The organism is Polaribacter marinus (genome assembly GCF_022662535.1).
GTDB lineage: Bacteria > Bacteroidota > Bacteroidia > Flavobacteriales > Flavobacteriaceae > Polaribacter > Polaribacter marinus.
Genome location: NZ_JAKQYM010000005.1, coordinates 200,445 through 217,706, shown reverse-complemented (window position 1 = coordinate 217,706; position 17,262 = coordinate 200,445). Strand labels below are relative to the sequence as shown.

18 protein-coding genes are annotated in these 17,262 nt (G+C 28.6%); 15 read left to right on the top strand and 3 right to left on the bottom strand.

The features are described 5' to 3' along the window. Positions 1 to 8: 8 nt before the first annotated feature. Positions 9 to 1,316, bottom strand: coding sequence for a M16 family metallopeptidase (locus tag MC378_RS08995; protein WP_242178427.1), 1,308 nt, complete (start codon positions 1,314 to 1,316; stop codon positions 9 to 11). A gap of 266 nt (positions 1,317 to 1,582) precedes the next feature. Here MC378_RS08995 and rplU point away from each other — a divergent pair, with 266 nt between their 5' ends. From rplU to MC378_RS08920, 15 genes are all read left to right on the top strand, one after another. After that, positions 1,583 to 2,233 (top strand): 50S ribosomal protein L21, encoded by a 651-nt coding sequence (gene rplU / locus MC378_RS08990; protein WP_242178426.1) that lies wholly within the window; start codon positions 1,583 to 1,585, stop codon positions 2,231 to 2,233. Between the two features lie 39 nt (positions 2,234 to 2,272). Continuing rightward, complete coding sequence (gene rpmA, locus MC378_RS08985; RefSeq protein ID WP_036824185.1) at positions 2,273 to 2,533, top strand: 50S ribosomal protein L27; 261 nt, start codon at positions 2,273 to 2,275, stop codon at positions 2,531 to 2,533. A gap of 108 nt (positions 2,534 to 2,641) precedes the next feature. Beyond that, positions 2,642 to 4,564 (top strand): sensor histidine kinase, encoded by a 1,923-nt coding sequence (locus MC378_RS08980; protein ID WP_242178425.1) that lies wholly within the window; start codon positions 2,642 to 2,644, stop codon positions 4,562 to 4,564. Between the two features lie 76 nt (positions 4,565 to 4,640). Then, positions 4,641 to 5,363: a LytR/AlgR family response regulator transcription factor gene (locus MC378_RS08975; protein WP_242178424.1), complete on the top strand. Its 723-nt coding sequence runs from the start codon at positions 4,641 to 4,643 to the stop codon at positions 5,361 to 5,363. Positions 5,364 to 5,612: 249 nt separating this feature from the next. Next, on the top strand, positions 5,613 to 6,845 hold the full coding sequence (locus tag MC378_RS08970; protein ID WP_242178423.1) for a 3-deoxy-D-manno-octulosonic acid transferase: 1,233 nt from the start codon (positions 5,613 to 5,615) through the stop codon (positions 6,843 to 6,845). Between the two features lie 2 nt (positions 6,846 to 6,847). Beyond that, on the top strand, positions 6,848 to 7,405 hold the full coding sequence (locus MC378_RS08965; RefSeq protein ID WP_242178422.1) for a YeeE/YedE family protein: 558 nt from the start codon (positions 6,848 to 6,850) through the stop codon (positions 7,403 to 7,405). Positions 7,406 to 7,414: 9 nt separating this feature from the next. Then, positions 7,415 to 7,828 (top strand): DUF6691 family protein, encoded by a 414-nt coding sequence (locus MC378_RS08960; protein ID WP_242178421.1) that lies wholly within the window; start codon positions 7,415 to 7,417, stop codon positions 7,826 to 7,828. Between the two features lie 9 nt (positions 7,829 to 7,837). Further along, positions 7,838 to 8,830 carry a GTP 3',8-cyclase MoaA gene (gene moaA / locus MC378_RS08955; RefSeq protein ID WP_242178420.1) on the top strand — a complete coding sequence of 331 codons (993 nt, stop codon included), beginning with the start codon at positions 7,838 to 7,840 and terminating at the stop codon, positions 8,828 to 8,830. Next, positions 8,830 to 10,023, top strand: a complete 1,194-nt coding sequence (locus tag MC378_RS08950) for a molybdopterin molybdotransferase MoeA (protein ID WP_242178419.1) — start codon at positions 8,830 to 8,832, stop codon at positions 10,021 to 10,023. Before moaA ends, MC378_RS08950 begins: the two co-directional genes overlap by 1 nt. Positions 10,024 to 10,056: 33 nt before the next feature. Further along, positions 10,057 to 10,413 carry a four helix bundle protein gene (locus tag MC378_RS08945; protein WP_242178418.1) on the top strand — a complete coding sequence of 119 codons (357 nt, stop codon included), beginning with the start codon at positions 10,057 to 10,059 and terminating at the stop codon, positions 10,411 to 10,413. 25 nt (positions 10,414 to 10,438) lie between these two features. Further along, positions 10,439 to 10,912, top strand: a complete 474-nt coding sequence (gene moaC / locus MC378_RS08940) for a cyclic pyranopterin monophosphate synthase MoaC (RefSeq protein ID WP_242178417.1) — start codon at positions 10,439 to 10,441, stop codon at positions 10,910 to 10,912. Beyond that, a complete protein-coding gene (locus MC378_RS08935) occupies positions 10,905 to 12,014 on the top strand; it encodes an NTP transferase domain-containing protein (RefSeq protein WP_242178416.1) in 1,110 nt (369 codons plus the stop codon). The genes moaC and MC378_RS08935 overlap by 8 nt, the downstream gene beginning before the upstream one ends. After that, entirely contained in the window at positions 12,014 to 13,096 is a 1,083-nt protein-coding gene (locus MC378_RS08930) for a HesA/MoeB/ThiF family protein (RefSeq protein ID WP_242178415.1), read from the top strand. Before MC378_RS08935 ends, MC378_RS08930 begins: the two co-directional genes overlap by 1 nt. Positions 13,097 to 13,099: 3 nt before the next feature. Then, positions 13,100 to 13,576 carry a hypothetical protein gene (locus MC378_RS08925; RefSeq protein ID WP_242178414.1) on the top strand — a complete coding sequence of 159 codons (477 nt, stop codon included), beginning with the start codon at positions 13,100 to 13,102 and terminating at the stop codon, positions 13,574 to 13,576. Between the two features lie 4 nt (positions 13,577 to 13,580). Beyond that, the gene (locus MC378_RS08920; RefSeq protein WP_242178413.1) at positions 13,581 to 15,350 is read left to right on the top strand and encodes a MutS-related protein; all 1,770 of its coding nucleotides are present in this window, start codon (positions 13,581 to 13,583) and stop codon (positions 15,348 to 15,350) included. Between the two features lie 21 nt (positions 15,351 to 15,371). Here the strand turns inward: MC378_RS08920 and gldD are convergent, their stop codons facing one another. Together gldD and MC378_RS08910 are read right to left on the bottom strand one after the other, a co-directional pair. Beyond that, on the bottom strand, positions 15,372 to 15,929 hold the full coding sequence (gldD, locus tag MC378_RS08915; RefSeq protein WP_242178412.1) for a gliding motility lipoprotein GldD: 558 nt from the start codon (positions 15,927 to 15,929) through the stop codon (positions 15,372 to 15,374). Then, complete coding sequence (locus tag MC378_RS08910) at positions 15,922 to 17,250, bottom strand: gliding motility-associated protein GldE (RefSeq protein ID WP_242178411.1); 1,329 nt, start codon at positions 17,248 to 17,250, stop codon at positions 15,922 to 15,924. The genes gldD and MC378_RS08910 overlap by 8 nt, the downstream gene beginning before the upstream one ends. Positions 17,251 to 17,262: the final 12 nt, after the last annotated feature.

The following is a 17,262-nucleotide window of genomic DNA, read 5'->3' as shown; positions in this document are numbered from 1 at the left end:
TTTATATATTATTTTTTCTTAGGTAAATATTCTAAGATTAATCTTTGATTTTTATTCAAGTATTTTTTTGCTACTTCTCTAATTTCTTCACGAGTAATAGATCTGTATACCTCAATTTCTGAATTAATTAAATTTGTATCTCCATACATTACATGATATCTTGCTAAAGAGTTAGCAATACCCACAACGCTTGAATTAGAGTTTACATAATTGTTTTCAAATTGATTTTGTAGTTTTTGATAAGCTCTCTCTGAAATTAAATCGGTTTGAATTTTTACAATTTCTTCATCCATTTCTTTAACTAATTCGTCTAAGGTAACCTTTCCTAAAGGAAGAGAGAAAAGTGCATAAATACCATAATCTTGTTGGCTAATATTTACTGCTTGTACAGCTAAGGCTTGTTTTTTTGTATCTACCATTTTCTTGTAAAGTACAGAACTTTTACCAGCACTTAAATAAGAAGAAATCATATCTAAAACCTTAGAATCCCTTGTTTTAAAAGATGGAGTTCTATAAGCAGCAATTACTGCAGGTATTTGAATGTTTTCATCATAAGCTTTTGCTCTAAATTCTTTTGTGATAGGTTCTTCTTTTGGAAACTCTCTAACAACATCTGCTCCTCTTGGAATTGGACCAAAATAATCCTTAATCATCTTCTTTGTAGATGCAATATCAATATCACCAGCAACCACTAATGTTGCATTGTTTGGTACGTAATACTTTTTATTAAAGGCTAAAAATTCTTCTAAAGTTGCAGCATCTAAATCTTTCATATACCCAACATTTGGGTCTTTATAAGGATGCACTTTAAATAAGTTTTTACTGATTTCATCAATAATGCCAGAATAAGGTCTCGTACGTTGTCTTTTTTCTTCTTTTACAACTTCATTTTGTGTATCAACACCTTCTTGTTTAATAATTGGATGTAACAAACGTTCAGACTCCATCCATAAACCTAATTCTAGTTTGTTAGAAGGAAATATTTCGTAATAATACGTTCTGTCTTGAGAAGTGTTTGCATTATTTCTACCTCCGTTAGAAGATACAATTTTAAACCATTCTCCTTTTTTTATGTTTTTTGTTCCTTCAAACAATAGGTGTTCAAAAAAGTGCGCAAAGCCTGTTCTTTTTCTGTCACCATCTTTACCACCAACACCATACATTACAGAGGTAATTATAACAGGAGCAGATTTGTCTTGATGCAATATTACATGCATTCCATTATCTAATTTGTACTCTTCAAATTCAACTTTTTGTGCATTTGCAGAAAACGCAACCAAAAGGGCTGAAGCAAGAGATAAAATACTTTTCTTCATTGATTATTATTTAGTTAATATTATAAGGTTTAAGTTGGACGCATCTTAAGCGAATATGTTACACTTTTTTTTTAAAAGATGTTTCTCTGCCTCAAAAATAACAAACTTAAAATTAAATTTTACTTAAAATCAAGTATTATTCAGGGAATTAGGTGTTAAATATTTTAGATAAAGCTATTGTATCAAATTAAAAAAGATGTATATTTGCACCCGCATTTTCAATAAGTTAATGCATAATTTAAGTATAAATACGCAAAACTAAAAGTATGTACGCAATCGTAGAGATAGCAGGGCAGCAGTTTAAAGTAGCAAAAGACCAAAAGGTATACGTTCATCGTTTACAAGGAGAAGAAGGATCAAAAGTAACTTTTGATAACGTTCTTTTACTTGATGATAAAGGAAGTGTAACTATTGGCGCCCCAGCTATAAAAGGAGCCGCAGTAACGGCCAAAATTTTAGGTCACTTAAAAGGTGATAAAGTAATCGTCTTCAAAAAGAAAAGAAGAAAAGGTTACCAAAAGAAAAATGGGCACAGACAATTTTTAAGCGAGATTCAAATTGAATCTATTGCTGCTTCTGGTTCTAAAAAAGCAGCTCCTAAAAAGGAAAAAGCTAATGTAGAAGCTCCAAAAGCAAAAGCTGCTCCAAAGAAATCTGGAAAAGCAGATGATTTAAAGAAAATTGAAGGTGCAGGACCTAAAGCAGCAGAAGCTTTAGTGAGTGCAGGTTTAGATACTTTTGCAAAAGTAGCAAAAGCAGATCCAGCAAAATTGAGTGAAATCTTAACTGAAGCAAGTTCTAGATTATCTCATTTAGTAACAACTACTTGGCCAAAGCAAGCTGGTTTAGCTGCAGAAGGTAAGTGGGATGAATTAAAAGAATTACAAGATAGATTAGACGGAGGTATTGAAAAATAATTCCTAAAATTTAACTTTAACCTATAAAAACTCAATAACATGGCACATAAAAAAGGTGTAGGTAGTTCGAAGAATGGTAGAGAATCAGAATCGAAACGTCTAGGTGTAAAAATATTTGGAGGACAAGCTGCAATTGCAGGAAACATTATTGTTCGTCAAAGAGGAACAACTCATAATCCAGGAGAAAACGTTTACATGGGTAAAGATCATACTTTACATGCAAAGGTTGACGGTGTTGTAGAATTCCGCAAGAAAAAAGATAATAGATCTTATGTTTCTATAACTCCTTTTGAAGTTTAAGAAATTAAGATAATTATTACAATTAAAACGCTCAAACAAAGTTTGAGCGTTTTTTTTTTGTTTTAAAGTATTCCTTTTTCAGTATATTTATAATCTAAACTAACTAAAATGAGGTTATTATTAAGTCCCCTACTTTTCTTTTTTTCTTTTTTTGGATTTGCTCAAGAAAAAACAAACAATCAACAAGAATTAACTAATAAAATAGAAGTATTTATTTTAGATCAAAAGTTAGACTCTGCTAATTATTATCTAAAACTAGCTAAAAATGATTCTTACAAATTAATTCTTCAAAAAATAACAAATAGAGAAAGTGCTACTTATAAAGAATATCTCGATTTTATTTCTATTAATGGTGATAAGTCATACATAAAGTATCAAAAAATCTCCAACTTTATAAACTCTTACGTTACAGAACCCAAAGGGGCAAAAATTAATTTAGACTATGTTGAAATTAAGTGGTTACAAATTTCTGAATTAAGAAATAATGGAAACTTAAATGAAGCTTCTTCTTTGCAAAGAGAATTAGAGAATTATGTAAATAAATTTAATTCTAAAGATGTAAATGTTTTAAAGGTTAAAACTAAAATTAAAACACATTTAATTGTAATGTATCTTATTGAAAAGGATATTAAAAATGGTAAAAAACTTGTTTTAGAATGCTTAAATACGGCTAAAGAATTAAATGACAAAGAATTGCAGATTATGTTTTTGTATTATTTATCAGATTTTTTAGTTGAAGAAGGAAAATTACAAGAATACATAGATGTTAGTGAAGAAAGCCTTGAGTTAGAAAAAGAATTATCAAGAAAATCTCCATTTTATTATAGTACAATTGAGCATTTAATTGATGCTTATGTTTATAAAGGAGGGAATAATGAGAAAGTAACCTTGTTGATAAATGAGGTTTATAATAATACATCAAGAAGAATTCACTCTTATTCTTTATATATGGAGTTGCTTTCTCGTTTAGAGAAAACGTCTCCATTAATGTTAGCCATTTTAAAAAAGTTTGAGGTTAAAAATGTACCAGAGCTAGTCTCTAAACTAGATATATTAACAAATGATTTAAATCCGAATAATAAATTTAGATATATAGACGGAGCATCTAGAGCACTTTTTACTCATGGTTATTATGATTTAGCTTTTAAGTATAAAGACAAAGCAATTGAAAATACAAAAAAAATATATTCACAAGATTTATCTCAATCTTTGGCAGATTATAAAACTGAACAAGCACTAAAAGTAAAGGAAAAGGAAATAACAAATGAAAAAGAAAAAACAACTTTATATAGTGTTATAGCATCTTTAAGTTTTATTTTGTTGTTGATAACATTAGTTGTTTTAAGAAAAATAAATAAGCAATCTAATGAGCTTTCTGAAAAGAATAAAATTATAAATAAATCATTAAAAGAAAAAGAGTTATTGGTAAAAGAAGTGCATCATAGAGTAAAAAATAATTTTCAAATTGTTTCTAGTTTGTTAGAATTACAAACAAAAGGAATTGAAGATGAAAAAGCACTAGAATTGGCTAATGAAGGAAAAAACAGAGTGAAATCGATGGCATTAATCCATCAAAAATTATATCAAAACGATAGTGGACTTATAGATTTTGATGAGTATATAAAACTTCTGACCAAAGAACTATCTTCTTTATATTCATCAGCACATAATGTAAAAACATCCATATCTTCAGAAAACATGATGTTTGATGTAGATACAGCAATTCCATTAGGTTTAATTATTAATGAAATTATTACTAATTCATATAAATATGCTTTTAGAAATGATAAAGAAAATAATTTGTCAATATCAATTCATAAAGAAGATAATGAAGATTATAGATTGATAATTAAAGATAATGGACCTGGTTTGTCAGATGATTTTAATGTTAAAAAGACAAAAAGTTTAGGGCTTAGATTAGTAAATAGATTGGTAAAACAACTTCATGGAACATTAAAACAAACGAATAATGGAGGTGCTAAATTCGAAATTTATTTTAAAGATAGTAATACAAGGCAGTTGGTAAATTAGTTTTTACAAAATTTTAATGTAGTTTAGTTTTAATTCTTTATGTAAATGGTTATTTTTATTCAAAAAATTGAAATTGATGAGTAAAGTAAAAATCTTAGTTGTAGAAGATGAAATCATAATTGCAGATAATATTTGTGATGCTTTAGAAGAGTTGGGTTATGATGCTTTAGAGCCCGCTATAAATTACACTGAAGCAATCGGTAGAATAGAAGAAGAGCAACCAGATATTGCTATTTTAGATATTCACTTGTCTGGAAAAAAAACAGGAATTGATATTGCTAAAGAAATTAGAGAATCGTATAATTTTCCTTTTATTTTTCTAACCTCCAATTCAGATGAGTTTACATTAAATCAAGCTAAAGAGGTTATGCCTCCAGCTTATTTGGTAAAACCTTTTTCTAAAGATGAATTGTATACTTCTATAGAAATTGCATTGCATAATTTTTCTAAAAAGGTTGGAGAAGTAGATAATAGTAGTCTTATCATTAAGAATTCACTTTTTGTAAAAGACAAAGGATGTTATACTAAAATACATTTTGAAGATATCTTATATTTAAAAAGTGCTCATGTTTATATAGAAATTTTCTTAATAAAGAATCAAAAAATGGTGATAAGAACGAGTCTAAACGATATTTTAGAAAAGTTAGATGATAGTTTTGTTAGGGTTCACAGGGGGTTTATAGTTAATACGCGGTATCTGTCTCAAATAAAACAAACATCTGTTAAGGTTTTAGACAATGAAATTCCTATTGGAAAAAAATATAAAGAAGACATTATAAAAAGAATTAATTTAATATAATAAAATGTAGTTAGTTCATTTTTAGAACAATAAAGGGTTGTTTTAGAACATTTTTAAGTGTGTAATCTAATATTTGTTGTATATTCGAATTGTGATTTAGATTATTATTAACATTTTTTCGGGGGAATATACTGTTAAGAATAGATCAACAATCACCGTATAACATTTAAGCTATCTTTTTTAAGATAGCTTTTTTTATGCAATTAATTTTTTGAAGCTTAGTAGCTAGTATTTTGTACTTTTACAACTATGAAAGTTTTATACAATTTAGCGGTTTTTATAACATCTTTGCTAATGCCTTTTATAGCCTTGTTTAATAAAAAAATAAAACTTTTTGTTAACGGAAGAAAAGAAACCTTTTCTAAAATAGCTCCTTTAAAAAATGAAAAAACAATTTGGTTTCATGCGGCTTCTTTGGGTGAGTTTGAACAAGCAAGACCTATTATTGAAGAATTAAAAATCAATCATCCGACCTATAAAATTTTAGTGACCTTCTTTTCTCCTTCCGGATATGAAATTAGAAAAAATTACAATCTAGCAGATGTCATTTGTTATTTACCTTTAGATTCAAAATTCAACGCAAGAAAATTTATCAAAGAAGTAAATCCTACTTTGGCCATTTTTATAAAATACGAATTTTGGCCAAATCTTTTAAATGAATTAAAATCAAAAGAAATTCCTACAATTTTAGTTTCTGGTATTTTAAGAGAAAAACAATTGTTCTTTAAAAGTTATGGAGGTTTTATGCGTAGATCTTTACAAGCATTTCATCACTTTTTTGTGCAAGATGATAATTCTAAAAAATTATTAGCATCTATCAATTTTAAAAATGTGACTGTTGCTGGAGATACACGCTTTGATAGAGTTTCTAAAATTTTAAACCAAGATAATTCGCTAGATTTTATCAATCAATTTAAAGATCGTAAATATACAGTTGTTGCAGGAAGTACTTGGAAAGAAGATGAAGAGTTATTGGTGAATTATATTAATAATAAAGCATCCAAAGATGAGAAGTTTATTATTGCACCACATAATATTAAAGATGAAGCAATTTTGGCATTGCAAAAATCTATCAATAAAAAAACAGTTTTATTTTCCGCTAAAGCTGATAAAAACTTAGTAGAATATCAGGTTTTTATTATTGATACCATTGGAATTCTTACAAAAATATACGCTGTAGCAGATGTTGCTTATGTTGGAGGAGGTTTAAAAACCGGTTTGCATAATATTTTAGAACCTGCAACTTTTGGGATTCCTGTAGTGATTGGAAATAAATACGACAAATTTAAAGAAGCCGTAGATTTGGTGAAGATAGGTGGTTGTATTTCAATCAAAAATCAAGTAGAATTTACAGAAAATTTGATGAGTTTAAAAAAAGATGAAAATTTTAGAAAATTAACAGGCATCATTAATAAAAAATATATTGAAGATCACCTAGGTGCAACAAATTTAATTATGAATTATATCAAACAAAAACTTTAAAAATGGATTTTATTACTCAACCTTGGCCTTGGTATGTAGGTGGACCATTAATTGCTTTTACACTTTTTTTAATGTTTTATTTTGGAAAGAGTTTTGGGGTCTCTACAAGTTTAGAAACTTTTTGCTCTATTGGAGGAGCAGGGAAATTTTCAGATTATTTTAAAATAAATTTAAAAGAAAAGCATTGGCTTTTATTTTTTGTAATAGGAATTCTAATTGGAGGTTTTATATCCTCAGAATTTTTAATGCAGTCTCATGCTATAGATTTAAATCCAGCTACTGTAAAAGATTTAGCAGAATTAGGTTTTGCTGATGCGGGAAGTTCTTATTTGCCTCCAGAAATTTATAGTACAGAAAACATGTTTACTGTAAAAGGGTTTTTAATTTTAATTAGTGCGGGTGTTTTAATAGGTTTTGGAACACGTTATGCTGGAGGGTGTACATCAGGACATTCAATTACAGGTTTAAGTAGTTTGCAATTACCTTCTTTAATAGCAACCATCGGATTTTTTATTGGAGGTTTAATTATGACTTGGTTTATTTATCCAATTTTATTTTAAAAGAAAAATATGAAGAATATAAAATTTTTAATAGCCGGTATTTTATTTGGAATTATTTTAAGTAAAACACAAGTTGTTTCATGGTACAGAATCTACGAAATGTTTAAATTTCAGTCTTTTCATATGTATGGTGTTATTGGTAGTGCTGTTTTAATTGGAATAGTAATAATTCAATTATTTAAAAAAGGGATTATAAAAGATTACTTAGGAAATCAAATTAATGTAAAAGACAAGAAAAAAGGATTTATAAGAACTTTGGTTGGTGGAAGTATTTTTGGTTTAGGCTGGGCCTTGTCAGGTGCATGCCCTGGCCCAATGTATGTCTTAATTGGTCAAGGAGCTTTGTCTGTTATTATTGTATTATTTGGTGCAATGATTGGCGCTTTTATCTATGGAGTATTAAGTAAAAAATTACCAAACTAAAAATCTAGAATGAGCAAATTAACAGACAATTTTGGACGTCAAATGGAATATGTACGATTAGCGGTTACTGATCGTTGCAATTTGCGTTGCCAATATTGTATGCCTGCTCATGGAATTGATATTGTCCCTAGACAAGAATTGTTAACGTTTAAGGAGATGTATCGATTAATTCGCGTACTAACAGAATTAGGTGTTAATAAAGTGCGTTTAACAGGTGGAGAGCCTTTTGTACGTAAAGACTTTGTAGAGTTTTTAAAAATGTTGTCTTATAACGATTTGTTAGATGCAATAAATATTACGACAAATGGGGCTTTAATTTCTCAGCATATTTCTAAGATTGAAGCGTTAGAAAAAGTAAAAAACATCAATTTAAGTATTGATAGTTTAGATCGAGAAAAATTTGCAAAAATTACAAGAAGAGATGTTTTTCCAGAAGTTTATAAAACTTTTGAACTTTTAGAAAAAAGTAGTTTAAATTTAAAACTGAATGTTGTAGTCCAGTCTGGTATTAATACAGATGAAATTGTCAATTTTGTTAGATTAACAAAAGATAAAAATGTTGCAGTACGTTTTATTGAAGAAATGCCTTTTAATGGGACAGGGCAGCGTAAAATGCAAGAAAATTGGACGTTTAATAAAATTTTAGAAGAAGTAAAAACCGAGTTTGATGTTTGTGAAATACAATCAGAAAAATCATCTACTTCTAAGAATTATAAAGTAGAGAATCATCTAGGAACGTTTGGAATTATCCCTGCTTTTACAAGAACTATTTGTAACGATTGTAATCGAATTCGAATTACATCAACAGGAACTTTTAAAAATTGTTTGTTTGATGATGGTGTTTTTAATCTAAGGAATTTTATAAGAAAAGGAGCTTCAAATGATGATTTAAAAGAGCTTTTCTTAAGATTGGTAAAAGATAAACCAGAAAATGGTTTTATAGCAGAAGCAAATCGTACAAAAGGAAATGTTTCTGAAAGTATGAGTACAATTGGAGGATAATGATTTCAGTAAAAGAAGCAAAAAATATAGTTTTAAATTCAGTTCAAGAATTTGGTGTTGAAGAAATTCCATTTCTAAAATCTGTTGGTAGAATTCTAAAAGAAGAAATTACTGCTGATAGAGATTTTCCACCTTTCAATAGAGTTTCTATGGATGGAATTGCAATTGATTATACTGCATTTAAAAATGGACAAAGAGCTTTTAAGGTAGAAGGTATTCAAGCTGCAGGAAGTCAACAAATTTCATTATATAATTCAGCGAATTGTATAGAAGTAATGACGGGTGCAATTTTACCGAAAAATACAAATACTGTTATTCGATACGAAGATGTATCTATAAAAAATGGAATTGCAACTATAAGTATTAATGCTATTACTGAAGCTCAAAACATCCACGCTAAAGGAAAAGATGGTAAAGTTGGCGATGTATTAATCAAACAAAATACAAAAATATCTGCAGCAGAAATTGGAGTTTTAGCTACTGTGGGGAAATCGTTTGTAAAAGTTGCAAAACAACCAAAAGTAATGATTGTTTCTACGGGAGATGAATTGGTTGGTGTTGATGAAATTCCGTTAGAACATCAAATTAGAAGAAGCAATGTCTTTACGTTGGTCTCATTGTTAGAACGATTACATATTTCATCAGAAACAGCTCATATTACAGATGATAAACCCATTTTAAAATCTAAAATAGAACGTTTTTTACAAGAATACGATGTGTTGCTTTTTAGTGGGGCGGTTAGTAAAGGAAAATTTGATTTTTTACCCGAAGTTTTTGATAAATTAGGTGTAAAAAAATTGTTTCATAAAGTTGCTCAAAGACCCGGGAAACCTTTTTGGTTCGGTGAAAATGAAAGTTGCAAAGTATTCGCTTTTCCAGGAAATCCGATTTCTACTTTTGTAAATTGTTTGGAGTATTTTTATCCTTGGTATTACAAATCTGTAGGAATAAAGGTTGAAGAGGAGACTGCAATTTTAAATGCTGATGTTTCTTTTAAACCTAATTTAACGTACTTTTTACAAGTAAAATTAAGTTCAAGATTTGGACATTTAATTGCAACTCCAATTAGTGGAAATGGATCAGGAGATTTAGCAAGTTTGGTGAAAGCAGATGCTTTTATTCAGTTGCCAAACGACAAGGCTGATTTTAAAAAAGGAGAAGTTTTTAAGATAATCCCTTATCGAAGTTTTTAATTTTTAATGATTAGTTTTGAGTTAAAATAAGAAATGAAAGAAAGTATTGTTCAGAAAAAGAGTTTTCATTTTTCATTAAAGATTATTTCACTTTATAAAAAATTACAAGAAGAAAGAGAGTTTATAATTTCGAATCAAATTTTAAGAAGTGGAACATCAATAGGAGCAAATGTTGAAGAGGCTCTTGCAGGGCAAAGTAAAAGAGATTTTATAGCAAAAATGTCAATCTCATCAAAAGAAGCAAGAGAAACTAAATATTGGTTACACTTATTAAAAGAAAGTGAGTTAACAGATTTAGATGTTGATTCATTAATTTTGGATATTAACGAATTAATTAGAATTTTAACTTCAATTGTTAAAACATGGAGGCAGAACTTAACTAAAAATTAAAAACTTAACACTAAAAACTATTTAAATGAATTTTTCACATTTAAATTCTAAAGGAAATCCTAAAATGGTAAATGTTTCTGATAAGAAAATTACCAAAAGAACAGCCATTGCAAAAGCAACGATGTTTTTAGGAAAAGAAGTAATTGCGCATTTTACAAATGATGAGTTATTTACCAAAAAAGGACCTGTTTTTCAAACGGCAATTATTGCCGGAATTCAAGGTGTTAAAAAAACATCTGAATTAATACCAATGTGCCATCCGTTATTAATTAATGGTGTAGATATTGATATTCATATTATAGATGCCGAAAATGTAGAAGTTCTTTGTGAGGTTACAATTACAGGAAAAACTGGCGTAGAAATGGAAGCTTTAACAGGGGCAAACATTACGTGTTTAACAATCTATGATATGTGTAAAAGTATCAGTCAAAAAATGGTAATTAAAGAAGTTAAATTGTTAGAAAAAACGGGAGGAAAATCGGATATTAAAAATGGCTAAGAAACACAGAAAACACACCAATTTAGAAAGAAGAAATAACGATAATTTTGCGCCGAATGAAATTGCAATTTTGGGTGCAAATTGTAGTATTATTTCAGATTTAGTTTCTAAAGTTTCACAGAAATTGTTTGATTATAAATTGGCTTATTTTGACGCTTCTCATGCAAAAGATGTAGTAAAAAATAAATTGTCTGAATTCGTATTTCATCATAAAGGAAATGTGCAAATTACTACTTCAGGAAATGTAAATAAGTTCCAACAACGGTTAGATTTTGCGCAATTTGATTATGTTTTTATCAACGGAAATCATTATCAAGGAGCAAAGCAAATTCTAATTTTAGATGCAGCAAAAGAAGCTTCGGTTTTAAAAAGATTAGATCAGTTAGATCGTATTCAGTTTGTTATAAAGTTGGAATCAGAAACAGAATATTTTAGTTTCTTAGAAGAAAAATATCCACAGATAAAAAATTTAACGTGTTATACTATTGATGAAATTGATGCGATTTCTAATCACATTCATAATTTAATTCAAGAAAAAATTGCGGCAGTAAAAGGTCTGGTTTTGATTGGTGGAAAAAGTACAAGAATGGGAACGGATAAATCTGAACTCGATTACTTTGGAAAACCTCAAAAAGAATTTGCCAAAGAATTGTTAGAAAGTAACAATTTAAAAACGTTTTATTCTGTTCAAAATTTATCGGAAAAAGAAAATGAAATTTCAGATAAATTTATCAATTTAGGTCCTTTTGGCGGAATCTGTTCTGCTTTTCAAAAAGATCCAAATGCTGCTTGGTTTGTTTTGGCAACAGATGTACCATTTGTAAATGAGAGAATTATTCAATTGATTTTAAAACATAGAAATCCGAGTAAAGTAGCCACAGCAATTAAAGGAAAAGGAAAGGAATTTGTAGAGCCGTTAATTACAATTTACGAACCAAAAGCCTATCCTGTTTTATTGCAATATTTAGCACAAGGATATTCTTGTCCACGTAAAATGTTAATCAATTCTGATGTAGAAATTGTAGAAATTGAAGATGCTTTTATTAGAAATGTAAATACACCCGAAGAGTTTGAAACGGTAAAAAAAGAGCTTGAAAATTAATGAATAAAAATCAATTTTTTAAACGTCAGATTACTTTATCAGAAATTGATGAGGTTGGGCAACAGAAACTACAAAACGCTTCTGTTTTAGTAGTTGGTTGTGGAGGTTTAGGAAGTCCGATTGCTGTGTATTTGGCCGCAAGTGGTGTTGGTAAAATTCATTTGGTAGATTTTGATACAGTTGATGTTACCAATTTACACAGACAAGTTTTCTTTTCTTTAGATGATATTGGAAAACCGAAAGCAACTGTTTTATCAGCATTTATAAAAAAAAGAGCCCCTTTTACAGAAGTCAGTTTTATCAATAATCCAATTACAAAGGAAAACGTTTTTGAGTTGATTGAAAACGTAGATATTGTTGTTGACGGAACAGATTCTTTGCCAACAAAATACTTGTTAAATGATGCTTGTGTCATTAAAAACAAGCCTTTGATTTATGGTTCTCTGTATAAGTTTGATGGTTATGTGGCAACTTTTAATGTCTTGAAAAAAAACGGAAGTTATTCTGCAAATTTAAGAGATGCTTTCCCTGAAATGGCATCGGATATTCCTAATTGTGAGGAAGCAGGAACATTAAATTCTATTGTTGGTATGATTGCAACACAGCAAGTAAATGAAGTTTTAAAATTGATTACAGGAATAGGAAAACCCTTGATAAATGAATTGTTGATTTACAATTCGCTTCAAAATACACAATTAAAAATGAAGTTAAAACCAACAATTTTAAAAGAACAGATTGCAAAGATTTTTAAGGTACAAACGTATTTTGATATGGCTTGTGCTACTCAAAATCCTGATTGGCAAATATCAGCATCAGAATTAAAACAAATTTTGTCACTTCGATCGCAGTCTAGAAGTCTAGAAATCATTGCCGTATTACCCAATTTAAAATTGCCTTTTGAAGTGCAGCAAACAATTCCTATTCAAGAATTTGATGTTGAAAAAATAGAAGTAGATTTCAAAAAAACCTATGTTATGGTTTGTCAAAGAGGATTGAATAGTTACAAGGCTACAGAAATATTAAAAAAGAAATATCCTGCGTTGAATGTTTTAAATTTGCAAGGAGGAATATCAAGTTATTAAGATTTGGAAAAGAAAAATGTAGTTATATCTTTTGGAAAAAGAGCTGTTTTAAGTAGGCTATTATCTGCTTTTTTTTATGCTGCAGGGTTTTATTTTTTGATACTGTTTTTTTTAAAAAAACCATTTGCTTTTTCTGAAAAATATGTAATCTCTTTTTTGCATTTGTTAGAGCTAGAATTATACTTGATAGGTTTTGCTTTGCCTTTTTCTGTTTCTGTCTCTCATCATTTTAATTTTGATGAAATGAAGTATAGAAGATATTATTTTGTTGGTCCTATTGGATATGGAAAGTGGCAAAAGATTAAAAAATTAGATAGGGTTTCTACATTTTTAAACTCTAGAAATGAATGTGAAGTAAATATTTGGGATATTAAAAATAAGAGATATAAAATTGCTGCTTTTGACGAAATAGATAATGCGGTTGAATATGGTAGAGATTTGGCAAAGAATTTAAAAATAAAATTTAAAGAACGTAAATAATTAAATGAATAATCCATTAAATTTTTATACAGAAATAAAAACTGATTTAACAAAAGAAGCATCAGTTTTAAAAAAGAATTCAGTTAGTTTAAGTATTTTTAGATTTGCAGTTTTCTTAACAACTTGTTTTTTGATTTACCTAACTTTTGGCCGTTTCCCAGATGTTTTTATTATTGCAGTTTTGGGGTCTTTATTGTTTGGTTTTTTAGTAACAAAACATGTAGATTTAAAAAGAAAAAGAGCAATTATTGAATCAAAAATTGCTATAAACGAGACAGAGATAAAAGTTTTAAAGCGTGATTTTTTTCATTTAGATGCAGGTAAAGAATTTGTAAATCCATCTCATTTTTATAGCAACGATATAGATTTGTTTGGTGTAGGGTCTTTTTTTCAATATATCAATAGAACCGTAACTCTTGAAGGAAGAAAATTACTTGCGAATACTTTTACCGAAAATAAAATTGATGAAATTAGAGATAAGCAAAACAGTGTAAAAGAACTTTCTAACAAAGTAAAATGGCGACAACATTTTTCTGCTTTGGCAAGTTTAGTTACTGTAAAAAATAAGCCAGATTTTCTTGTAAAATGGATACAAAATTACACGTCTGTTTTTTCTAAATCTTTAGCAATAACTCAGGTTGTTTTCTCAATTGTTTCTTTAGTTTTAATTGGCTTAGTTTCTTTTGGAATGATTTCATTTTCATTTTTAACCGCTTGGTTTTTTATAGGGCTTTTTCTAACGGGACGATTTATAAAAAAAACAAATAATTTATATACAGAAACGGATAAAGTTAGAGAACTATTTAAACAATATCATGTTTTGTTAAATCAAATTGAAAATGAAAAATTTTCAACAAAAGTTTTAAAAGAGAAACAAGAAATTATCAACTCAGAAAACAAAAAAGCTTCGGTGATTTTTAAGGAGTTTTCTAAAATTTTAGATGCTTTTGATCAAAGAAATAATATTATAATAGCGGTTGTTGGAAATGGACTTTTTTTGTTAGAAATAAGAAATGCTGTAAAAGTAGAAAAATGGATTTCTAACTATAAACATACCGTAGAAAAATGGTTTCAAGTAGTTGCTTATTTTGATGCTCAAAATTCGTTAGCTAATTTTAAATTCAACCATTCAAAGTTTGTTTTTCCTGATATAGTTTCAAAAAAAGCTATTGTAAAAGCTAAGAATCTTGGGCATCCGTTACTTAATTCAGCTAAAAGAGTTGATAATGATTTCATCATTCATAAAGAAGAGTTTTTTATTGTTACCGGTGCAAATATGGCTGGAAAAAGCACCTTTTTAAGAACGGTTTCTTTATCTATTGTAATGGCAAATTGTGGTTTGCCTGTTTGTGCAGAATCGTTTGAATACTCTCCAATAAAATTAATAACGAGTATGAGAACTACCGATTCTCTCACAGAAGATGAATCGTATTTCTATTCGGAGTTAAAACGTTTAAAATTTATTGTTGATCAAATTGAAAACGAAGATTATTTTATCATTTTAGACGAAATCTTAAAAGGAACCAACAGTAAAGACAAGGCTATTGGGTCTAAAAAGTTTGTAGAAAAGCTTACAAAGTCAAAATCGACAGGGATTATTGCAACACACGATGTAAGTTTGTGCGAGCTAGAAAATGAATTTCTGAATGTTAAAAATTATTATTTTGATGCAGAAATCATTGAAGACGAATTGCATTTTGATTACACCTTAAAAAACGGGATTTGTAAAAATATGAATGCTTCTTTTTTGTTGAAAAAAATGAAAATTATTTAAACAGTTCGTTTTAAAAAACAATTAGGAAGGATCTTGCCATTCTAAGGTTTCAATTAAGTGCAAGATATCTTCTTTAATATAAGAAACGGCTGGTAAAATAGAATCGTAGTTTGGTTTTGCGTAAAAATATAAGGATCCTTTTATAAAGTTGTTAGTACTATCTGTAACGTGAAACTGAATTTGGGAAGCAGCATTTCCTGTAATTTCATATATGCTTCCAAAAACTCTTTTTTTAGGATTTGCAAAATCTTTTGGTATAATTTGTTCGGCTTTTACAGTGTGCTTAAAAACCAATTTTTCTGACTCTGTGAGCAATTCTTTTAGATTGCTGTTTATGGGTCTGTATGTAATATCTATAGAAGCTTTTAAATCTGGATATTTAATTGTTAGCCAATTATTAGCTTCATTTATTATTGTAGTATTTTTTAATACCTGAAAAGAGTAAGGTCTTTTTAGTTTTAATTTTTCATAAGATTTTGTTGGGTAAACTAAGCCTAAATAAGCAATTGGTTTGGGCTGTACTTCTTCTTTACATGAAATAAGAAATATTAAAGAAAACACTAAAATTAAGTTACGCATTTCTGGTTGCTTTTATTTGTTTAATCCGTTTTTTGTCTAAGGCTTCTATGGTAAACGTATAATTCTTGAAATTTATTTTCTCTCCTTTTTTAGGAAATTTACCAGAAATTTCTAAAATAAAGCCAGCTAAGGTTTCGCTTTCACCTTTTTCTTGTTCAAAAATATCTTCATCTTCATCATCTAAAACTTTACAAAAATCCTTTATGGAAGTTTTTCCTTCAAAAGTATAATTGTTTTCATCAATTTTAGAATAAGACAAGTCATCCTCGTCAAATTCATCATTAATATCACCAACAATTTCCTCTATAACATCTTCTAGGGTTACTAATCCACTTGTGCCTCCGTATTCATCAACAACAATAGCCAAATGATTCTTTTTCTCTCTAAAATCACCTAACAAATCATCTAATTTTTTGTTTTCTGGAACAAAAAAGGGTTCTCTTAATAAATCTTGCCATTTAAAAGATGTTTTATTAAGATGGGCTAATAAATCTTTTGCGTACAAAACACCAATAATGTGATCTATGTTTTCTTTGTAAACTGGGTTTCTAGAATAACCATTTATTAAAATTTTATCTAAAACAGATTCATAAGTTTCAGTATCAGAGATAGCAAAGATATCTATTCTTGGTTTCATAATCTGCACCGTTTCTGTATTTCCAAAATTCACAATTCCTTGTAATATTTTTTGTTCATCTTTAGTGGTTGCGCCTTCAGATGTTAATTCCAATGCTTGTGATAAGGTTTCAACAGAAAAATTGGTGTTTTTACTTCCTAATTTTTTTTCAACCCATTTTGTTAAATTGATCAATGGCAAGCTAAAAGGAGTTAAAAGAATGCTTATGGTACTAATGAATTTAGACATTATTCTAGAAAACCGAAGAGCGTTTCTAGAGGCGTAAACTTTTGGTAAAACCTCGCCAAACAATAAAATTAAGAAGGTTACTAAAATTACTTCAATTAAAAAACGAAGCGGAACTGTAAAAAAGTATATGTTTAAAACGTAGTTGAAATCTCCAAATATTGTTTCTGCTAATGAAGCAAAAAGGAGTACAATTAAAATATTAATAAAATTATTAAGAATTAGAATAGTTGCTAGTAACTTTCTGGGCTTTTCTAATAATTGGACAATTATATTTTCTTTTTTCTCCTCATTAGAAAGTTCATTTAAATCTGTTTGTGATAAAGAAAAAAAAGCAATTTCAGAACCCGAAATTAATGCAGAGCTTATTAATAAACTAATTAATACAATTCCGTTTAAGGTTGTTAAAAATTCTGGTGATGTAAAAAGTGAAAATAAAGGTTCAGGATCTGGATCCAAATTTTATGGTTT